Annotated in this window: 14 protein-coding genes; 4 read left to right on the top strand and 10 right to left on the bottom strand. The window is 36.5% G+C overall.

Annotation, left to right across the window (positions count from 1 at the left end):
- Positions 1–626 precede the first annotated feature (626 nt).
- Positions 627–3,494, top strand: coding sequence for a M16 family metallopeptidase (locus ACTJJF_RS20470; RefSeq protein ID WP_440700842.1), 2,868 nt, complete (start codon positions 627–629; stop codon positions 3,492–3,494).
- A 41-nt stretch (positions 3,495–3,535) separates the two neighbouring features.
- On the opposite strand, the gene ACTJJF_RS20465 is transcribed toward ACTJJF_RS20470, so the two are convergent.
- The 3 genes from ACTJJF_RS20465 to ACTJJF_RS20455 form a co-directional block, all read right to left on the bottom strand.
- Positions 3,536–4,612 (bottom strand): GNAT family N-acetyltransferase, encoded by a 1,077-nt coding sequence (locus ACTJJF_RS20465; RefSeq protein WP_440700841.1) that lies wholly within the window; start codon positions 4,610–4,612, stop codon positions 3,536–3,538.
- A complete protein-coding gene (locus ACTJJF_RS20460; RefSeq protein WP_440700840.1) occupies positions 4,609–5,610 on the bottom strand; it encodes a polysaccharide deacetylase family protein in 1,002 nt (333 codons plus the stop codon). Before ACTJJF_RS20460 ends, ACTJJF_RS20465 begins: the two co-directional genes overlap by 4 nt.
- 72 nt (positions 5,611–5,682) lie before the next feature.
- Positions 5,683–7,821: a S46 family peptidase gene (locus ACTJJF_RS20455; RefSeq protein ID WP_440700839.1), complete on the bottom strand. Its 2,139-nt coding sequence runs from the start codon at positions 7,819–7,821 to the stop codon at positions 5,683–5,685.
- Between the two features lie 297 nt (positions 7,822–8,118).
- Here ACTJJF_RS20455 and ACTJJF_RS20450 point away from each other — a divergent pair, with 297 nt between their 5' ends.
- Positions 8,119–8,616: a copper resistance protein NlpE gene (locus tag ACTJJF_RS20450; RefSeq protein ID WP_440700838.1), complete on the top strand. Its 498-nt coding sequence runs from the start codon at positions 8,119–8,121 to the stop codon at positions 8,614–8,616.
- 66 nt (positions 8,617–8,682) lie between these two features.
- Here ACTJJF_RS20450 and ACTJJF_RS20445 read toward each other — a convergent pair whose 3' ends face one another.
- A complete protein-coding gene (locus ACTJJF_RS20445) occupies positions 8,683–9,330 on the bottom strand; it encodes an MgtC/SapB family protein (protein WP_440700837.1) in 648 nt (215 codons plus the stop codon).
- A gap of 180 nt (positions 9,331–9,510) precedes the next feature.
- Here ACTJJF_RS20445 and ACTJJF_RS20440 point away from each other — a divergent pair, with 180 nt between their 5' ends.
- Positions 9,511–9,909 carry an immunity 22 family protein gene (locus ACTJJF_RS20440; RefSeq protein ID WP_312302781.1) on the top strand — a complete coding sequence of 133 codons (399 nt, stop codon included), beginning with the start codon at positions 9,511–9,513 and terminating at the stop codon, positions 9,907–9,909.
- A gap of 90 nt (positions 9,910–9,999) precedes the next feature.
- Positions 10,000–10,737, top strand: coding sequence for a protein phosphatase 2C domain-containing protein (locus tag ACTJJF_RS20435; RefSeq protein ID WP_440700836.1), 738 nt, complete (start codon positions 10,000–10,002; stop codon positions 10,735–10,737).
- A 107-nt stretch (positions 10,738–10,844) separates the two neighbouring features.
- On the opposite strand, the gene polA is transcribed toward ACTJJF_RS20435, so the two are convergent.
- From polA to ACTJJF_RS20405, 6 genes are all read right to left on the bottom strand, one after another.
- The gene (gene polA / locus ACTJJF_RS20430) at positions 10,845–13,679 is read right to left on the bottom strand and encodes a DNA polymerase I (RefSeq protein WP_440700835.1); all 2,835 of its coding nucleotides are present in this window, start codon (positions 13,677–13,679) and stop codon (positions 10,845–10,847) included.
- Between the two features lie 211 nt (positions 13,680–13,890).
- Positions 13,891–14,304 carry a type VI secretion system tube protein TssD gene (gene tssD / locus ACTJJF_RS20425; RefSeq protein ID WP_065400753.1) on the bottom strand — a complete coding sequence of 138 codons (414 nt, stop codon included), beginning with the start codon at positions 14,302–14,304 and terminating at the stop codon, positions 13,891–13,893.
- Between the two features lie 310 nt (positions 14,305–14,614).
- Entirely contained in the window at positions 14,615–15,157 is a 543-nt protein-coding gene (locus ACTJJF_RS20420; RefSeq protein WP_440700834.1) for a hypothetical protein, read from the bottom strand.
- 86 nt (positions 15,158–15,243) lie between these two features.
- Positions 15,244–15,696, bottom strand: coding sequence for a hypothetical protein (locus ACTJJF_RS20415; protein ID WP_440700833.1), 453 nt, complete (start codon positions 15,694–15,696; stop codon positions 15,244–15,246).
- Between the two features lie 97 nt (positions 15,697–15,793).
- On the bottom strand, positions 15,794–16,357 hold the full coding sequence (locus ACTJJF_RS20410; protein WP_312302769.1) for a hypothetical protein: 564 nt from the start codon (positions 16,355–16,357) through the stop codon (positions 15,794–15,796).
- Between the two features lie 292 nt (positions 16,358–16,649).
- Positions 16,650–17,102, bottom strand: a complete 453-nt coding sequence (locus ACTJJF_RS20405; protein ID WP_312302768.1) for a hypothetical protein — start codon at positions 17,100–17,102, stop codon at positions 16,650–16,652.
- Positions 17,103–17,309 lie beyond the last annotated feature (207 nt).

Raw genomic sequence — 17,309 nt, 5'->3', positions numbered from 1 at the left:
ATGAGGGTATAAGTGATGGGCATACTTATATTATAGATGCTTTTAATATTATACTGTGCTATTCAATATAAAGAAGCGTGTAAGAAATGAGTGTTGACATGCTTAAGGCATGACAAACTGGTCGCATATGCCTCACATGGGCAGTTTGTGTTTTCAGGTTTTGGCTAAAGCCTGTGGAATTTATTCTTTTTGAGGAGAACGGGCTAAAGCCCGTTCCTATTGAATACAATGTACCTTACTATATTATTACTTATTACTTATTACTTATTACTTATTACTTATTACTTATTACTTATACTTGTGTATTCTCCCCCTAGCCCTGATAGGAACGGTTACCCCGCAACATGGATGGAGAGATGCTGGATTGACCCCTGGAAGCGCAAGGCGTGAGGAGTATGAGTGGATAGCAGGAAATAGCTCCTGAAAAATAAAACTTCTATATTCTTACCACTCCAAAGAATTATAAAAAAAATAAATTACTATGAGATAGTCTTTAATACTGGACTTTTATTGTTTTTCCAATCATTATAACAGATGTAATCGTCATAAAAAAACAGAAAACATTTTTTTGATTGCTTACATTTGTAACACATTCCGGATTTTAAGGAATGAAATGAGTTTACTATATGATTGACAGAAAATATAAAGAAACAGTTCACACTGCCCCCAACAATTACGAATATATCACCATAACCCACGATGAGAACAGAGTCAGAATTTATACTTTAAAAAACGGACTTAAGGTTTTTCTTGCCCAAAATTTTGACGCACCCAGAATTCAGACTTTTATTCCGGTAAGAACGGGAAGCAATAATGATCCGGCCGACAATACTGGATTAGCCCATTACCTGGAACATATGATGTTTAAAGGAACTTCCAGAATCGGGACTCAAAACTGGGAAAAGGAAAAAGAACTTCTGAACCAGATCTCTGCACTCTATGAAGATCATAAAGCTGAACAGGATCCTGAAAAGAAAAAGGCCATCTATAAAAAGATAGATGAAGTATCCCAGGAAGCCAGCCAATATGCGATCGCCAATGAATATGACAAGGCTATCTCTTCCCTTGGAGCTACCGGAACCAACGCCCACACCTGGTTTGACGAAACGGTATATAAAAATAATATTCCGAACAATGAGCTTGAAAAATGGCTAAAAATAGAGAAAGAAAGGTTCTCCGAAATGACCCTCCGCCTTTTCCATACGGAACTGGAGTCTGTGTATGAGGAATTCAACAGAGCCCAGGACAATGACACGAGACTTGTAAGCTATGAACTGATGGATGCTCTTTTTCCAACTCATCCTAACGGTCAGCAAACAACACTGGGAAAACCGGAACATTTGAAAAACCCTTCCATGAAGGCTATTCATAAATATTTTGATGAATATTATGTTCCTAATAATTATGCAATGGTTCTTGTAGGTGATCTTGATTTTGAAGAGACGATTCAGCTCGTAGATCAGTATTTTGGAGCTTTACCTTATAAGCAACTTCCCCAAAAAACACCCGTTATTGAAAGACCTATCACCGAAATTGTAGAAAGAACGGTAAAAAGTCCTACTACTCCACGGGTTCAGCTGGCATGGAGAACAGATAGCTACGGAACAAAAGAAGCTATGCTGGCCGATGTGGTTGCCAATATTCTCAGTAACAGAGGAGAAGCAGGTTTGTTAGACCTTCATATTAATCAGACTCAAAAGATGCTTTGGGCACAGGCTTTTTCTGTAGGGCTTAAGCAGTATGGTTATTTTTCTATTGTTGCTGTTCCTAAAGAGACTCAAACCCTTGAAGAAGCAAAGCAAATGGTTCTTGAAGAGATCGAACTGATCAAAAAAGGAGATTTCCCGGACTGGATGCTTCCTGCGATCATCAATGATTTTAAACTTCAAAGAATGAAGGGTCTTGAAACAGCAGAGGGACTGGCAACAACTCTTTACGATTCTTATATAAAAGGAAGAACCTGGGAAGAGGAACTGAATGAAATGGATGAGTATGCAAGTTTTACTAAGGAAGATGTTATCCGTTTTGCCAATACTTTTTTCAAAGACAATTATGTTGTGGTTAATAAGGAAAAAGGAATCAATGACAGGCTTCTAAGGGTTGAAAACCCTGGCATCACTCCTGTAAAGATCAACCGTGATGCGCAGTCTGAGTTTTTGAAGGAGATTTTATCTGATGTTACTGAAGACATAAAGCCTGAATTCATCAATTATCAAAAGGAAATCACGATTGATGAAATTAAAGGAAAGAAGCTAAGTTTTGTAAGGAACAAATACAACGATATTGCCCAGGTACATTTTATTTTCCCTTTCGGAAGTGATCATGACAGGGATCTGGGAATATCTACTCAACTGTTACAATATCTGGGAACAGACAATCTTTCTCCTGAGGATCTGAAAAAGGAATTCTTTAAAATCGGGGTCAGTAATGATTTTAAAACAAGCAATGACCAGCTGCTGATTTCCCTGAGCGGGCTGGAAGAAAACATAGAAAAAGGAATTGATCTTCTGCAACACTGGATGCATGATGTAAAGCCGGATCAGAACATTTACAACCAGTTTGTAGGAACTGTTCTGGAAAACCGCCAGGCCATGAAAAAAGATAAGAACCGCATCATGACTGCCCTGACTAATTATACGAAACTGGGCACTACATCACGTTTTACGGATGTGATTTCCAAAGAAGAGCTTGAAAGCAGCGGACCTGAAGTTTTTACCGACAGAATGAAAAAGCTTTTCAAATATCCTTATCAGGTATTTTTCTATGGAAAAGATTTTGAAAGTTTTAAAGGGTATATCGGTCAGTATATGGAAACGGAAAGCCTTCAGGTTCCTGAGCCTAAACAATATCCTGAACCGGCTACAGGAGGTAATGTTTATTTTACCACTTACGATATGGTTCAGATGGAAATGAGTAAGATAGGAAAAGGAAACGAGGTGAATCCCCAGCATTTCGGAAAGATCAATGTCTTTAATGAATATTTCGGCAGAGGATTATCTTCGATTGTCTTCCAGGAAATGCGGGAAAGTAAGAGTCTTGCCTACTCTGCTTATGTTTCTTATGCAGCCAATGCAGAGCTGAAGCATCCTGACTATATCACTACCTACATCGGAACGCAGCCTGACAAGCTGATGATTGCCGTGGATACATTGAATGAGCTGATGAATGAGCTTCCGGAAGTGACCATTCAGTTTGAAAATGCCAGAAATGCAGCTCTGAAGCAGATCGCCTCAACCAGAGTTACCAGAAATAATATATTCTTCAATACTTTAAGACTCAAAAAACTGAATATCTATCATGATTTCAGAAAAGATATTTATGAGCAGATTCAGAAGCTGACATTTGAAGATATCAGACAATTTTATGAAACGGAAATCAAATCTGTTCAATTTAATACAGCCATTATCGGAAAGAAAGAAAATCTGAATATGGAAGCTGTTCAAAAAATGGGAACCTTCAAAGAAGTAGATCTGAAAGATATTTTCGGACACTAGAATAAAAAACGCCTGATCAGTTCAGGCGTTTTTTTATAAAGTTATGTCATCATGCAATCTCCGTCACCATCCTGGTACCGGGGATTAAAATTCTCCGGCAGGATTTGTAAGAGCTGTTTATGAAAAAGATATTCTCTTTTAAAATCACGTTTGTAGATTTCCGGGAATGCTTTGGATTTTTCTATAGCATTATTAAGCATTGTCTGATAACTGGTAAACGCTTTCACTTTATTTTTAACAATGAAATAATTTAAAAAGTGAACTGCTTTATCCGGCTCAGTATTTGAAAAAAGGTAGGGAATTTTAAGATATCCGTCACGAAGCTGTAATAGTAAGCATGTTTCAGGCTTGTTATTTTCATCATAAATCTTCACCCAAAAATACTGAAAAACCTCAGCAAAGCTCGAGAAAAGATATCTGCTGTCTTTTTTCCCTTCCAGCACCCACGGATTGTCTATGAATGTGTTGATTGCTGCCGCATCACGCTGACCAGAGAATTCAGCTATAAAATCAGCACTTTCCGTATCAATACGGTTAAGAATTTCATAATGAAAATCCGGTTTTCCTTTTGTAAGGTTTTTGATTGAAATTAAAGAATTGGCCGCTGTGTCTATGAGCTTGAAAAGAGGTTTCAGTTTTTCTGTCCCCGGCTTTTTCTCAGGAATCATTTTTGCAGCATCAGTCCTGAAGTAATAACGCTTCCCTTCTTTCGGAAAGGCATAATCAAAAACACCCATAATATTATAAAGTGCTTCTGCTTCTCTGGTAAATTCTGTGATAGCAATTCTTCCTTCGTATTCTTCAAAAACTTTTTTCAGCAATTTTTTGGCAGGTCTTTCTTTTCTGAATTCCGGGTTTACATATAACGTACTGAGCCATGCGTAGCTGATCTTTTCACCATTTACCTTGAAACCATCCGGAAAACACCCCACATAACCTGCCAGTTTATCTTCACAGAAAGCAAGAATAAGAAGTGTATCTTCATCTGATGCCTCAGGATTTTTGATCTGGGATAAAGCACGATGTTTTGTGACCGGAAGAAAATCGTACTGCTGAAAAGCACCGGACAGCACAAAGTCTTCCAGTTCTTTCCTGTTGAATGTTTTCAGCTGTATCATTTTCTTATAATGGTATTTTTATTCATCAGTTTTTTCAGTCTGAAGTAGGCGATTTCCTTTTTCAGTATTGCTTCACCAGTCTCCCCCATTTCCATTGGTATTCTCTGGAAATTTTTCCGTACGCTGTCCAGTTTTACACCGGCACATCCAAAACTACAATAGATCTCTTTATTTTTAAAAAGTTCTTCGAAGAAATCCTGCTTTACCTGGAAGTCAGTGAACGGAAAAGCAAAAGTTTCATACAGGAATCCGTTTTCTTTTAAATAAGCAAAAGTCTGATCTGTAGTTTCCATCTGTTCTTTTAAAGACAGGTCTCCGTATTTCGGATGGTCCCAGCTATGGGATGCAATCCCAAATCCTTTATCAGTAAGTATTTTTAACTCGTCAGTACTTAAATAAGGTTTGAATTCTTTTGAATAAGCTGTAAAATCAAATTCAAGTTTTTCAGCAAGAAGATTCAAAATATGTTTTTCCTGATAAGTGATCTTTAAAATCTGCTTTTGAACAGTTTCTTTCGAAGAATTATTCTGAAGAGACAGGATTTGGTAGATTTCAGGATTTACCATGTTCTTTTTTTCCAGCAGATCAATCAGCAGGCTGGCTTTACACCTGAACATCATGTCTTTATTGTCAATAAAAGCCGGATTGATAAAGTTACAGGCATAAATTCCTTTGCGCTCCAATACAGGTGCTACCGTATCATAAAACTCTCTGAAGCCGTCATCAAAAGTGAGCAAAGCTATTTTTTTTCCTGATCTGAAGTTTCCGGAACTAAAGTCCTTAAACTCCTGCCAGTCTACAAACTGAAAGTATTTCGAAATATAATCAAGATCATCTTCAAACTGCCTGGTATTTTTATACCGGATCACATGCCTGATATGGGGCAGCTCCTGATCCGAAACCGAATGATAAAGAGGCAGGCAATATTCCAACGGAAAAGATTTCCCGATATTATCTTTTTCAAAGGCGGTCAAAGTGTTGATGATCCTATCTTTCATCTTGTTAAAAATAAAAAAGAATCTATTCAAAACTCAATTCAAATAGATTCTTAAAGGTATAACTTTTATAAATTATTTTATCACTTTCATTTCATCTACAAGCCATTTGGAATCGGCAAATTTTTCAACGATGAAAAGGATGTATTTTGTATCTACCATGATGTTTCTGCTGAAACGAGGGTCGTAGTTGATATCACTCATTGTACCTTCCCACTGTCTGTCGAAGTTAAGACCTACCAGGTTTCCGTTGGCATCAAGGGCCGGGCTTCCCGAGTTTCCTCCTGTAGTGTGGTTGGTGGCAGTAAATCCTACCGGAACGTCTCCCGTTTTATCTTTATAGATTCCGAAATCTTTTTTGTTATAAAGATCGATCAGCTTTTTAGGAACATCAAATTCATAATCACCAGGAACATATTTCTCCATCACTCCTGCCAGATGTGTCTGGTAGCCATAAGAAACAGCGTCTCTTGGTGCAGAACCTTTCACTTTTCCATAGGTTACACGAAGGGTAGAATTGGCATCCGGGAAGAATTTTCGGTCTTTATCAGTTGCCATCTGCTGTGCCATAAATTTCTTCTGCAAAGCATCAATTTTGGTCTGAAGAGCGGTGTATTGCGGATCCGCAGTTTTCATATATCCTTCTTTCATAGAAACATACAACTGATACACAGAATCTTTTTTCAAAGTCTTGATCAGCTTATCCTGATTAGAAAAAGCTTTATCAATATCTGTATTCAAAGCCGCTCCGTTTACAGTAGTTCTTCCTGTGATAATAGAGTTCTTAGACATATCTTCCACTACAGACATATTGGCTGCCTCATCTTTGTACTTAGCAAAACCTGCCGGTAAAAACTGTGGTGCAGTTTTATTCACATATAAAGCCAATAGTTTAGCAGTTACCTTCGCATCAAGCTCAGCACTGTAATCTTTATAAAATGAAGTTAATTTTGTTTTTAGTTTGGCAAGCTCTTTCTCATCCATTCTGCCTGCTTCCACCGCTGTTACAAAATCATAATAATCGCCTGCCAGCTTCAAAGTCTCTGCATTTCTTACCACTTCGGTATAATAGGCATTGTTTAATGCATAAGGGGCCTGCTCGTTGTAGAATTTGTTCAGCTGATCCAGAGTTGTTTTGATCTCAGGATTTTTAGCAACCAGAGATCCCTCGTACATTACTTTTTTCTCAACGGCATTGGATTTTTTCAATCCTTCCACTTCCCCGATCCATTTCTTCCAGTAATTGGCAACTGAAGCATATTTTGAAGCATATTTGATACGTGTTTCATTGTCCACACGCATTTTTTCGTCCAAAGTTTTCAAAGCAACATCACGTACGGCAATTCTTGCAGGATCAATTTCTTTCATGATCTTTTCTACTGCTACTGCCGGAAGATATTCCGTAGTTCTGCCGGGGAATCCGAATACGAATGTAAAGTCATTTTCATTCTTATCTTTGATAGAAACCGGAAGGTAGTGCTTAGGCACATAAGGTACATTGTCTTTTGAGTACTCTGCAGGTCTGTTGTTTTTATCTGCGTAGATTCTGAACATTGAAAAGTCTCCGGTATGTCTCGGCCAAACCCAGTTGTCTGTATCGCTACCGAATTTCCCGATGCTTTGAGGCGGTGCCCCTACAAGACGGATATCTTTATACGTTTCGGTTGTGTAAGCATAATACTTGTTTCCATAGTACATAGGTTTTACCATGATCGACTGGTAAGATTCTATTTTCTGAGAGTTTTTATAAACCTCGATATTGTTATTGATCTTTTTAGTAAGTTCAGGCTCCGTAAGATTATCCGTACCTTCTAAAATCTGATCTGTTACTTCTTTTATATCTACGATAAAATCTACTTTTACTCCCGGATTAGGAAGTTCCCCCTGCATATTTTTTGCCCAGAAGCCATTAGAAAGAAGGTCATTCTGTACTGTAGAGTGCGCCTGAATCTGGCCATATCCACAGTGGTGATTGGTAAGCAGCAATCCTTTAGGGGAGATGATCTCTGCGGTACATCCACCGTTAAACTGTACTACCGCATCCTTTATGCTTGGTTTCTGAGGGTTAAAAATATCTTTAGCAGAAATTTTCATTCCCAAATCCTTCATTTCCTTTTCATTCAGCTCTGTAGGAATCCACATTCCTCCATATTGTTGTGCAAATGCCATTGCAGCTGGCAAAAGAAATACAGATAAAAGTATCTTTTTTGTCATAATCAAAATTTTGCCCCAATTTACGAAGAAAAATAGGAATAGACTTCATAAAATAAACGGAAAAGTTACTAATGGAGTTTTTTACAAAACGGACAGAAAGAGATTTGAATTGAAAACAAGAGACGGAATATAACAGACAAAGAAAGAAGGGACCTGAAATTTAAGTAAGAATCCGAAACCTGCGACTCATTACTCATTAGCCCTTCCACTCTCCTACTCTCCATCCCCCAACCACCCTATCTGGCTCGATTTTTGTCTGTTGTTACGTACTTAATAAACATCCTTAAACTATTTATTATGATGAAAAACAAAATGCTTATCCTTGGAATTGGAGCTGCTTTATTTTTTACTTCTTGTGCAAAAGATAAAAAAGACGGCCAGGTAGGTGAACCTGCAGACGTTGTAACAGATTCTACCGCTGTTTCGCAACCCACTGCAACAGACAGTACACATGTAGTAACAAGTGCACAGGGAGATACCTCTGAAAATGCATTAGACTGGAACGGTACTTATGAAGCTACAGTTCCTTGTGCCGACTGCCCCGGAATCAAGACTTCACTGACATTGAACAATGATAAAACCTTCAGCATTACTGAAGAGTATATCGACAGGAAGTCAAAAAATGAAGATAAGGGATCTTTTACCTGGGATACTACAGGAAGCATTATCACTTTAAAAGGTAAAACTGCCAATTATAAATACAAAGTAGGTGAAGGCATGCTGATCCAGCTGGATATGGACGGAAAAGAAATCACCGGTCCCAACAAAGATCTGTATGTATTCAAGAAGAAATAGAAAATAAAGGCTTCGGCCTTTATTTTTTTGCAGTAAAGTTAATTTTAACAGATTTGAGTCATCTGTTTAAAACTGATAAGCTGTAATTTTCGGATCATCTACAAGCCGTCTGATAACTTCTTCATGATGGGTATTTTTCCCTGTCAGCCGCCATACAACTGTAAGACTTCCCTGAGTGTACTGCTGCTTAATCATAAGATATTTTAAATGATGTTCTTTAAAGATACTTTCACAATATCTGACATCTCCTGAACTGATAATTGTTATTCTGTATTCTCTTACTTTATTATAGTTGTCTATAAAACTCTGAAGATACGTTAAAGCGCTTAAAACAATAAGCACCAAAGCGGTTCCCAACAGGGAAAAGTATACATAACCTGAACCTACGGCCATTCCTATTGAAGCGGTTGCCCAGATGGTAGTCGCAGTCGTGATTCCCTCAATTTTATTATCTCCTTTAAAAATCACACCTGCCCCCAAAAAACCGATCCCGGTAATAATATTAGCTGCAAGACGGTCCGGATTCTCCACTCCTATTTTGATGGAAAGGATCGTAAACAGACAGGCACCAAAACAAACGAGAATAAAAGTCCTGAGGCCTGCAGATTTATTACGGTATTCCCGTTCGGCACCAATAAACAGTCCCAGAATGACGGAAATAAGAATGAGCATTAATTCATTTTTTACAACGTAATGATCCTGAAGAAAATCCATTTTTTACAATTTAAACATAGAATAAAATTACAATAAAAAAATTTATCCGTAAATTCAGTCATTCAATAGTGTTTGGGGATAAGAAGATTTTATCTGACTGAAAAACTTTCGTAATATTACAGTCTCAATTACATGATACAGGGGTATCAATAAACAATTAAACATTCAATATATTTTCCAATGGATAAAGAAATTTCACACTTCTGGTTAGGATATTTTAAAGATGAAGAGGACTTTTATAGTTTCGTAGAAGAGGATGAAAATTATTATATAGACGAAGAAACTGAAGACCAGTATGTTTCAAAATTTGCAGAATCACAGGGGATCAAGTGGTTTGATGATGATTTTATGGAATATGGTTTTGAAGATGAAAATCTTGGGCTTTACGAGAAATTTTCTGAGTATTCCTATGCAGACGAATGGCTTCCGGTTCTTGAAAACAGACTTAATGAAATGAACCTGGACACTCCGGTCAATGCCATTATTTTCGCCAGCAGATTTGCTATTCCTAACCCGGTTTCTGTGGATGGGGAAGAAAATAAGCTTTATTATATGGGGGAAATTGAATTCAATACTTAAAATATATCGGAGACTTTAGCTTCATTCCTAAGTATGTATAATATATTACTGATGATATTATAGCTTTGGGTTCGGTTTCTCACAAAATTCATGAAAACATATTCCTCATTACAAATCGGTGATTATCATACTCTTCATTGTGAAGACGATCTTCTGATTAAAAAAATCAATGCTGATAAAATCGTTTGTGCAGTAATGGACGGCTGCTCTACTGCTATGGACAGTCATTTTGCCTCAACACTTTTTGCTAAAATTTTACGAAAAGCCATTGTTGAAGCAGGTTATAAAGAATTATATGAGAAAGAGGTCCAGCGTAATTTGGAGGAAGAACTTAGAGATATTGTAAGGAGCTTATTCAAAGAGCTTCTATTTATTAAGAATCACCTGATGTTGAATGAAAAAGAGTTATTAACAACTTTAATCATTTTAGTTTACGATAGAAAAGCTGACAAAGGAATTATTTTAGCTATTGGTGACGGCGTTATTTGTATTAATGGAAAAATCACTGAATTTGACCGTGATAATAAACCTGATTATCTCGCTTATCATCTTCATGAAGATTTTGAACATTGGTATGACTCATTACAACAGAAAGTTTTTTTCGAACATATGCATGATGTATCTATAGCTACTGATGGAATCCTTTCTTTTTCAAAAATCAAAAAAGTAGAATTTGATAAAGTCATCAATTGTATGGAATATTTAATGACCAACCTGTCTAATGATGATACTGAAGAAATGCTTAACAAAAAGATTAAGATCCTGGAGCATCAATATGGTGTAAAGCCCACAGATGATCTTGCGATAATACGTTTAATAAAAAAATAAAGTATTTAATATTGTTGCCACTAATTCGTGCATCATTTGGTAAAATAAAAAACAGACTGCTTCATATGAAGTAGCCTGTTTCATTTATTTTGATAACGTTCTTATCTTTAATGAGCTTCCAGCCAGTTGTCTCCCACTCCTATTTCTACCAGTAACGGAACCTGTGTTTTTAAAGCATTTTCCATTTCTGTTTTAATCAATTTTGAAGCGGCTTCAATTTCATGAGCTGGGGCTTCGAAAACCAATTCGTCATGTACCTGAAGCAGCATTTTGGTTTTCAGCTGCTGTTCTTCAAGCTCTCTGTCGATTTTAATCATGGCAATTTTTACAATATCTGCGGCACTTCCCTGAACCGGGGCGTTGACAGCATTTCGTTCGGCATGACCTCTTACAACAAAATTATTGGAATTGATATCTTTTAAGTGGCGTTTTCTGCCTAAAATGGTTTCCACATATCCTATCTGCCTGGCTTTATTTACCTGTTCTGCCATATATTCTTTCAGCTTCGGATAGGTTTCAAAATAGGCTTCGATCATTTGTTTGGCTTCTGTACGGGATAATCCGGTTTGCTCTGCCAAAGCAAAAGCTCCCTGGCCGTAGATAATTCCAAAGTTTACTGTTTTGGCCTGGCTTCTCTGTGTTTTAGAAACTTCTTCTAAAGGAATTTTAAAGAGTTTCGCTGCTGTGGAAGCGTGAATGTCTTCCCCATCCTGAAAGGCTTTGATCATATTTTCCTCTCCTGAGATCTCTGCAATCAGACGAAGTTCGATCTGGGAATAATCGGCAGAGATAATTTTCTTCCCTTCTCCTGAAACAAAGGCTCCACGAATCTGCTGGCCTCTCAGTGTTCTGATCGGGATATTCTGCAGATTCGGGTTTACACTTGCCAGACGTCCTGTAGCGGCTGTAGTCTGCGAGAAATTGGTGTGTACCCTATTGTCTTCCTTATCAATCTGTGAAGGTAAAGCATCCACATAGGTAGATTTCAGCTTCTGATAGGTTCTGTATTCCAGGATATGTTTGATGATCTCGTGTTTTGATGCCAGTTTCTGAAGTACATCTTCTGAGGTAGCATATTGGCCTGTTTTCGTTTTTTTAGCTTTTGGATCCAGCTGCATCTTCTCAAACAGGATTTCCCCCAATTGCTTTGGAGAGTTCATATTGAATTCTTCTCCGGAAAGTTCAAAAATAGTGGATTCCAGCTGCTTCAGGTCATTTTCAAGATCAATACTTTCCTGAGCCAGCCATTTTTCATCCAGTGAGATTCCTGCCAGCTCCATTTTGGCCAGCACTTCCATCAGAGGCATTTCTATGTTGAAGAAAAGGTCTTCCAGGTTTTCTTTTTTCAGCTGTGGAGCAAACAATTCATACAGCTGGAAGGTTATATCTGCATCTTCTGCAGCATAATCGGTCTGGGTTCTCAGGTCTGCATCTCTGAAATTCCCTTGTTTTTTGCCTTTCTTTCCGATGATGGTTTCTATAGATACGGGTTTATAATTCAGGTATACTTCTGAAAGATAATCCATACCGTGTCTTCCATCCGGATTCAGCAGATAATGGGCGATCATTGTATCGAACATGGCACCTTTTACGGTGATGTCATACTGCTTTAATATTTTATAGTCAAATTTCAGATTATGAGCAATTTTCAGCAGGTCTTCTTTTTCAAAAAACGGTCTGAAAATTTCCAGTGTCTGTAAAACTTCGCCTCTGTCTTCAGACAAAGGAATGTAATAGGCAAGTCCTTTTTTGTAGGAGAAACTCATTCCTACAAGTTCTGCTTCAAGCTCATTCAGTGAGGTTGTTTCTGTATCAAAACAGACAGCTTTCTGCTTCAGAAGGTTGTCTACGAGTTTTTTCTGGGCTTTTGGATTGTTGATGAACTGATACAGGTGATCATTATGCTCAATGGTAGATTTTGTAGAGGTGGCCTGATCCAGTTCTTCGAAATTGGCAAAAAGATCAAGCTGCATTACCTGCCCTTTTACTTCTGTTCCTGCCGGAGTCTGCTTCACTTCCACTTCACTTACAATAACAGTTTCTGTGGCTGCCGGAGCAAAAGCTCTGTATAGGTTTTCGTAGAGTCTTCTGAATTCTATTTCATCAAAGACCTCTTTTACTTTTTCAAAGTCCGGAGTTTCAAGATCGTACTGCTCCTGGTGAAATTCTACCGGTGCGTCACAGATGATGGTTGCTAATTTTTTGGATAAGATCCCACGTTCTGCGGAAGCTTCCACTTTTTCCTTCAGCTTTCCTTTCAGCTTATCTGTATTGGCCAGTAAGTTTTCTATACTTCCGAATTCTTTAAGGAACTTCATCGCAGTTTTTTCTCCTACTCCTTCCAAACCGGGAATATTATCCACCGCATCTCCCATCATAGCAAGGAAGTCTATGACCTGCTTAGGATCTTCGATCTCATATTTTGCCTTTACTTCTTCTACCCCCAGGATTTCTATATCACCGCCTTTTAAACCCGGTTTATAAATTTTGATTTTGTCTGTCACCAATTGTGCAAAGTCTTTATCCGGTGTTACCATAAAAGTGGTATAGCCTTCTTTTTCTGCTTTGCAGGCAATCGTCCCTATGACATCATCAGCCTCATATCCTTCCACCCCAAGAATAGGAATGTGCATGGCCTCAAGGATCCTGTGAATGTATGGAACAGCAATCTTGATGGCTTCAGGAGTTTCACTTCTGTTGGCTTTGTAGTCTGAAAAATCATCCGTTCTTACACTGGCCTGCCCTACATCAAAAACAACTGCCAGGTGGGTAGGTCTTTCTCTTCGGATCAATTCGATCAAAGAATTGGTAAAACCGAAAATAGCAGAAGTATCCAGCCCTTTGCTGGTCAATCTCGGATTCCTGATTAATGCGTAATATCCTCTGAAAATCATCGCATAAGCATCGATGAGAAACAGCCTTTTATCTTGTGTTGCGTCCATATTGTCTATAATGAACAAATATAAGAAAATAGGAAGATAAATTGCTAGTTTTGGAGGGGATTCAGAGCTGAGAAAGTATGAAAGATTAACGGGATATGGATTGTGAGATGCCCTCGTTATGAGGTGACAATATTGGGAAGGTTTATTAATAAAAAAGAACAGTATACTCTGTGAGCATACTGTTCCGGTAGTTTTTTTAAGTGTAAATAGCTTATTTACCAGCTGCAGGCCATAAACCATCGAAACGGGAGTTTCCATAGTCAATTCCTTCTGCACTGATTACGAAGCTGATCAACATACTGTTGCTGTCGATAGCGTCGAAGTCTACTTCATGCTGGATCACATATCCGTTTTCCCATTTAAGGGTGATCAGTGTTCCTTCTTCGTGAGATTTGTTGAATACAATTTCTCCTACTGTAGGCTTATACTTTCCGTTTAATAAGCTTTCAAGGATGTCTGATTTGTCAGTAGCTTCTACTGTAACTTTGATTAATGCATTGGAAGGATCTGATGCTACACGTCCGGATACGTCTGTAGATCTCGATACGCTGTAGTTCATTTTTAATAATTTCTGTCCTTCACCGTTGTTGAATTTTAAGATTCCTCTTGAGTTTCTTTCTGCCATGATTGTAAATTTTAATCGTTAATAATATTTTGTTGTTCAATAATTATATAGCAAATATAAAGCGGTTGATTTTGAAAAAAAAGCTTTTGACATGAAATCTGAAAAATTGTAGTAGTTCTACGATTTCTTGTCGTAATTCTACGATATCGGACCTCAAACAAAATATAAACAACTAGTAATAAATGATTTAACAACAATTTAAAAACAGAAATAGAACCTCTATTATTCCACCATCAGGAGAGATATGGGCAGCAAAAAGCTCATATTATTGGATTTTTTCCCTGAACAGGATGGGACATCCAAATGATGTTTAAAGCTGATCACCCGAGTACCAATAAATATTCTGATAATTATTTTTCCTTTCTTTCTTTGAAAATTTCAGTTCATTCTGAGCTTCTTTCAAAAACCTTTTCAATTCCAGGCCTTTTTCTTCTTCAAACAGATTTTTGTATTCTACATCATATAAATGGATGTTTTTATTATCCTTCAGACAGAACTTAAAATATATTTTTGAACTTTGCAGCTGTGAATTTTCTGTTTCATAATCATGGGCATAAAATCCGGTAATATCGGCCCTGAAGTATTTTTCAAATCTGCGATTTCCTTTTTTAATATAAAGATAATGATCATCAAACCACAAGGTCACTTCTACAGAAACAGCTTTCAGAATAAGGTAGCAGGTCCCGAAATAAAGCAGTGTAAAAAGCATTACAAAGGCAAGATTGAAATTACCCTGCAGTAAAAAGTAATATAACGCTCCATAAAAAGCCATAGAAGGGATGATGATGAATATTGTCCAGATCATATGGAAAGGCAAAACATTTTTGAAGATGAACTCTTTTCTTTTTTTCATTCTATACATAATATTCCTCAAAAATAGAGCTATTCCTGCTTTGCTTCCAAAGCTGATGTTATAAAAAACCTTTATACTTTTCAATGTTATTTATACGAACCAATCCAAATACCATAATAAGGAAGACATTGACCTAAAATAAAGAAAATAATTTTCGAAAATGTCAATATTCTAGATTTGTTTTCAGTAACAGCTCTTATTGGATTGCGGTTAAGATTAGCCTGATTATTTGTCTGATGAAAGCGAATAAGAAAATCAATTAAATTGTCAACGACCAAGAGAATAAACAAATTCAAAAAAAACAGGCATAGAAATGATAAAAATAAACCTTTAAGAACTTTATCTATCTCATTATGATCGATAGTAATTACTTTTGAAATTCCGAAAATAATAAGTGGACTAATAATAAATAATAAAACAGTCAGTACCATTCCAACTCCATAGAAAATGATTAATCTTTTCTTTTCAATTATTGCTGGAGCTTTAAACATTAAAAATAATGATAATACAATAAAAACAATCAAAAATATTATTTCCATAATTAAGGCAAAATATTCCGGACAAAATATATTAAATAAAAAATGCAGAAGTTTTTCTTACATATGATGTAGTATTAGAATAAATACGGAATTGATATCATTGTTTAAACATTTTTGCAAACTCATCTTCAGGCATAAAAAATTTCAAATATTGCTCTACAAATATAAAATTCAAAGGATCCGAAACATGAAAAGGATCTGATGTAAAACCTCCTTTCAAATTGTGTATATCTCTTGGAAATACAGGAACAGGATTATTTTCAGTACCATATTTGGGATCGTTAAGCTGATTCTGGTTGATCTGAACAGAGATTTTATCTCCTTCTTCATTATCTCCTAATACCCACCATCTATCATTAGATTTTTTGTCAAAGCCATCAAAAATCAATAGAGCAAAAAACTTTTTATGCCGACTGTCATAAAAATAATATTTATTTAAAAAAGCAGATGGCTGACCTCGCCTGCTTAAGCCAACAATATATTGTTTATTCTCGGTTTTAGCATTTTGTGGTAAGGTGATCATTTCTTTTTTTGAATGTGATATATAACTGTTTACTTCTTTTTCTGAAGGATCATTTCCTCTGAAAAACAAGAAATTAATAAGAATTATAAATAAAGGTATACCTATCAATAGACCAATTACGAAACCCATTTTTTTCATAAAATATTATTTTCTATGTGCAATCACTCCAATACTATTTTTATTATCCGCTTTATCCATTTCTCTTTGTTTTAGCATTGCTTCAGACTGCAAACTATTCTCATACACATTCACCGACTGTTCTAATGCAAAACCTACCACAGCACCTCCTAAACCAAGTCCTACTCCCTTCAGAGCGTCTTTCCAATTATAATCTAAAAAAGAAAGGGAAGCAATGTCTGCAGCCAGTTCACGACTTGTCAGAAGACTCTATTTTAAAGTTTAAAGCACAAAAAAGACCTTTTCAGGTCTCTTACTTTATTGTTTGTTCCAATGAATCTAAAATCTGCAGATTTCTTTTACTGTTTGGGTTTCCAAGTTTATTAGATTCCTCCAGAAAAAGTCTGGCCTTTTTATAGTTCTTTTCCTTCGTATAAGCAATTCCTAACATATTTGTAATTTTTGAACGCTCATCTGCACTATAATTTTTACCATGATACGCAGGTTCCAGATATTGAATAGCATTATATGCTTCTCCTATCTCCAAATATGAATCTGCCAGTGGCATTACAACTTCAGGATGGTCTTTTAAATCCACCGACACAAATTGGGTAATCGCAAAACTATAATCTCTACCTTCATAAGCTTTCCAACCTTTATCCAAACGTTCACGATCTCCGAATGAAAAAACATAATTGTTTTTTGCAATAACTACTATACCTAAAACAGCTATTATGCCTATAATGATAATTGTCAACTTCTTCATATAATTTTATTAAACTAAAAATCTCAAAAATAAAGTAATTAAAAATAGGATAAATATTTGATTTAACTTTTTATACCCTTTTATATTGTACATTTCTTCTAATTCAAAGTCTTTATGATTAAATACTTTTTTAATAAATACGGCTAATGGTATTGGCATAAACATAATCAATAAGGAAATCCAAAGAGAATAATTATATTTCCATAG

Origin of the sequence: Chryseobacterium sp. 22458, assembly GCF_052044975.1 — a bacterium.
In the GTDB taxonomy this organism is placed as follows: Bacteria; Bacteroidota; Bacteroidia; order Flavobacteriales; family Weeksellaceae; genus Chryseobacterium.
Note: the sequence above shows the minus strand (reverse complement) of the source record. Positions and strands in the feature narration are given on the sequence as shown.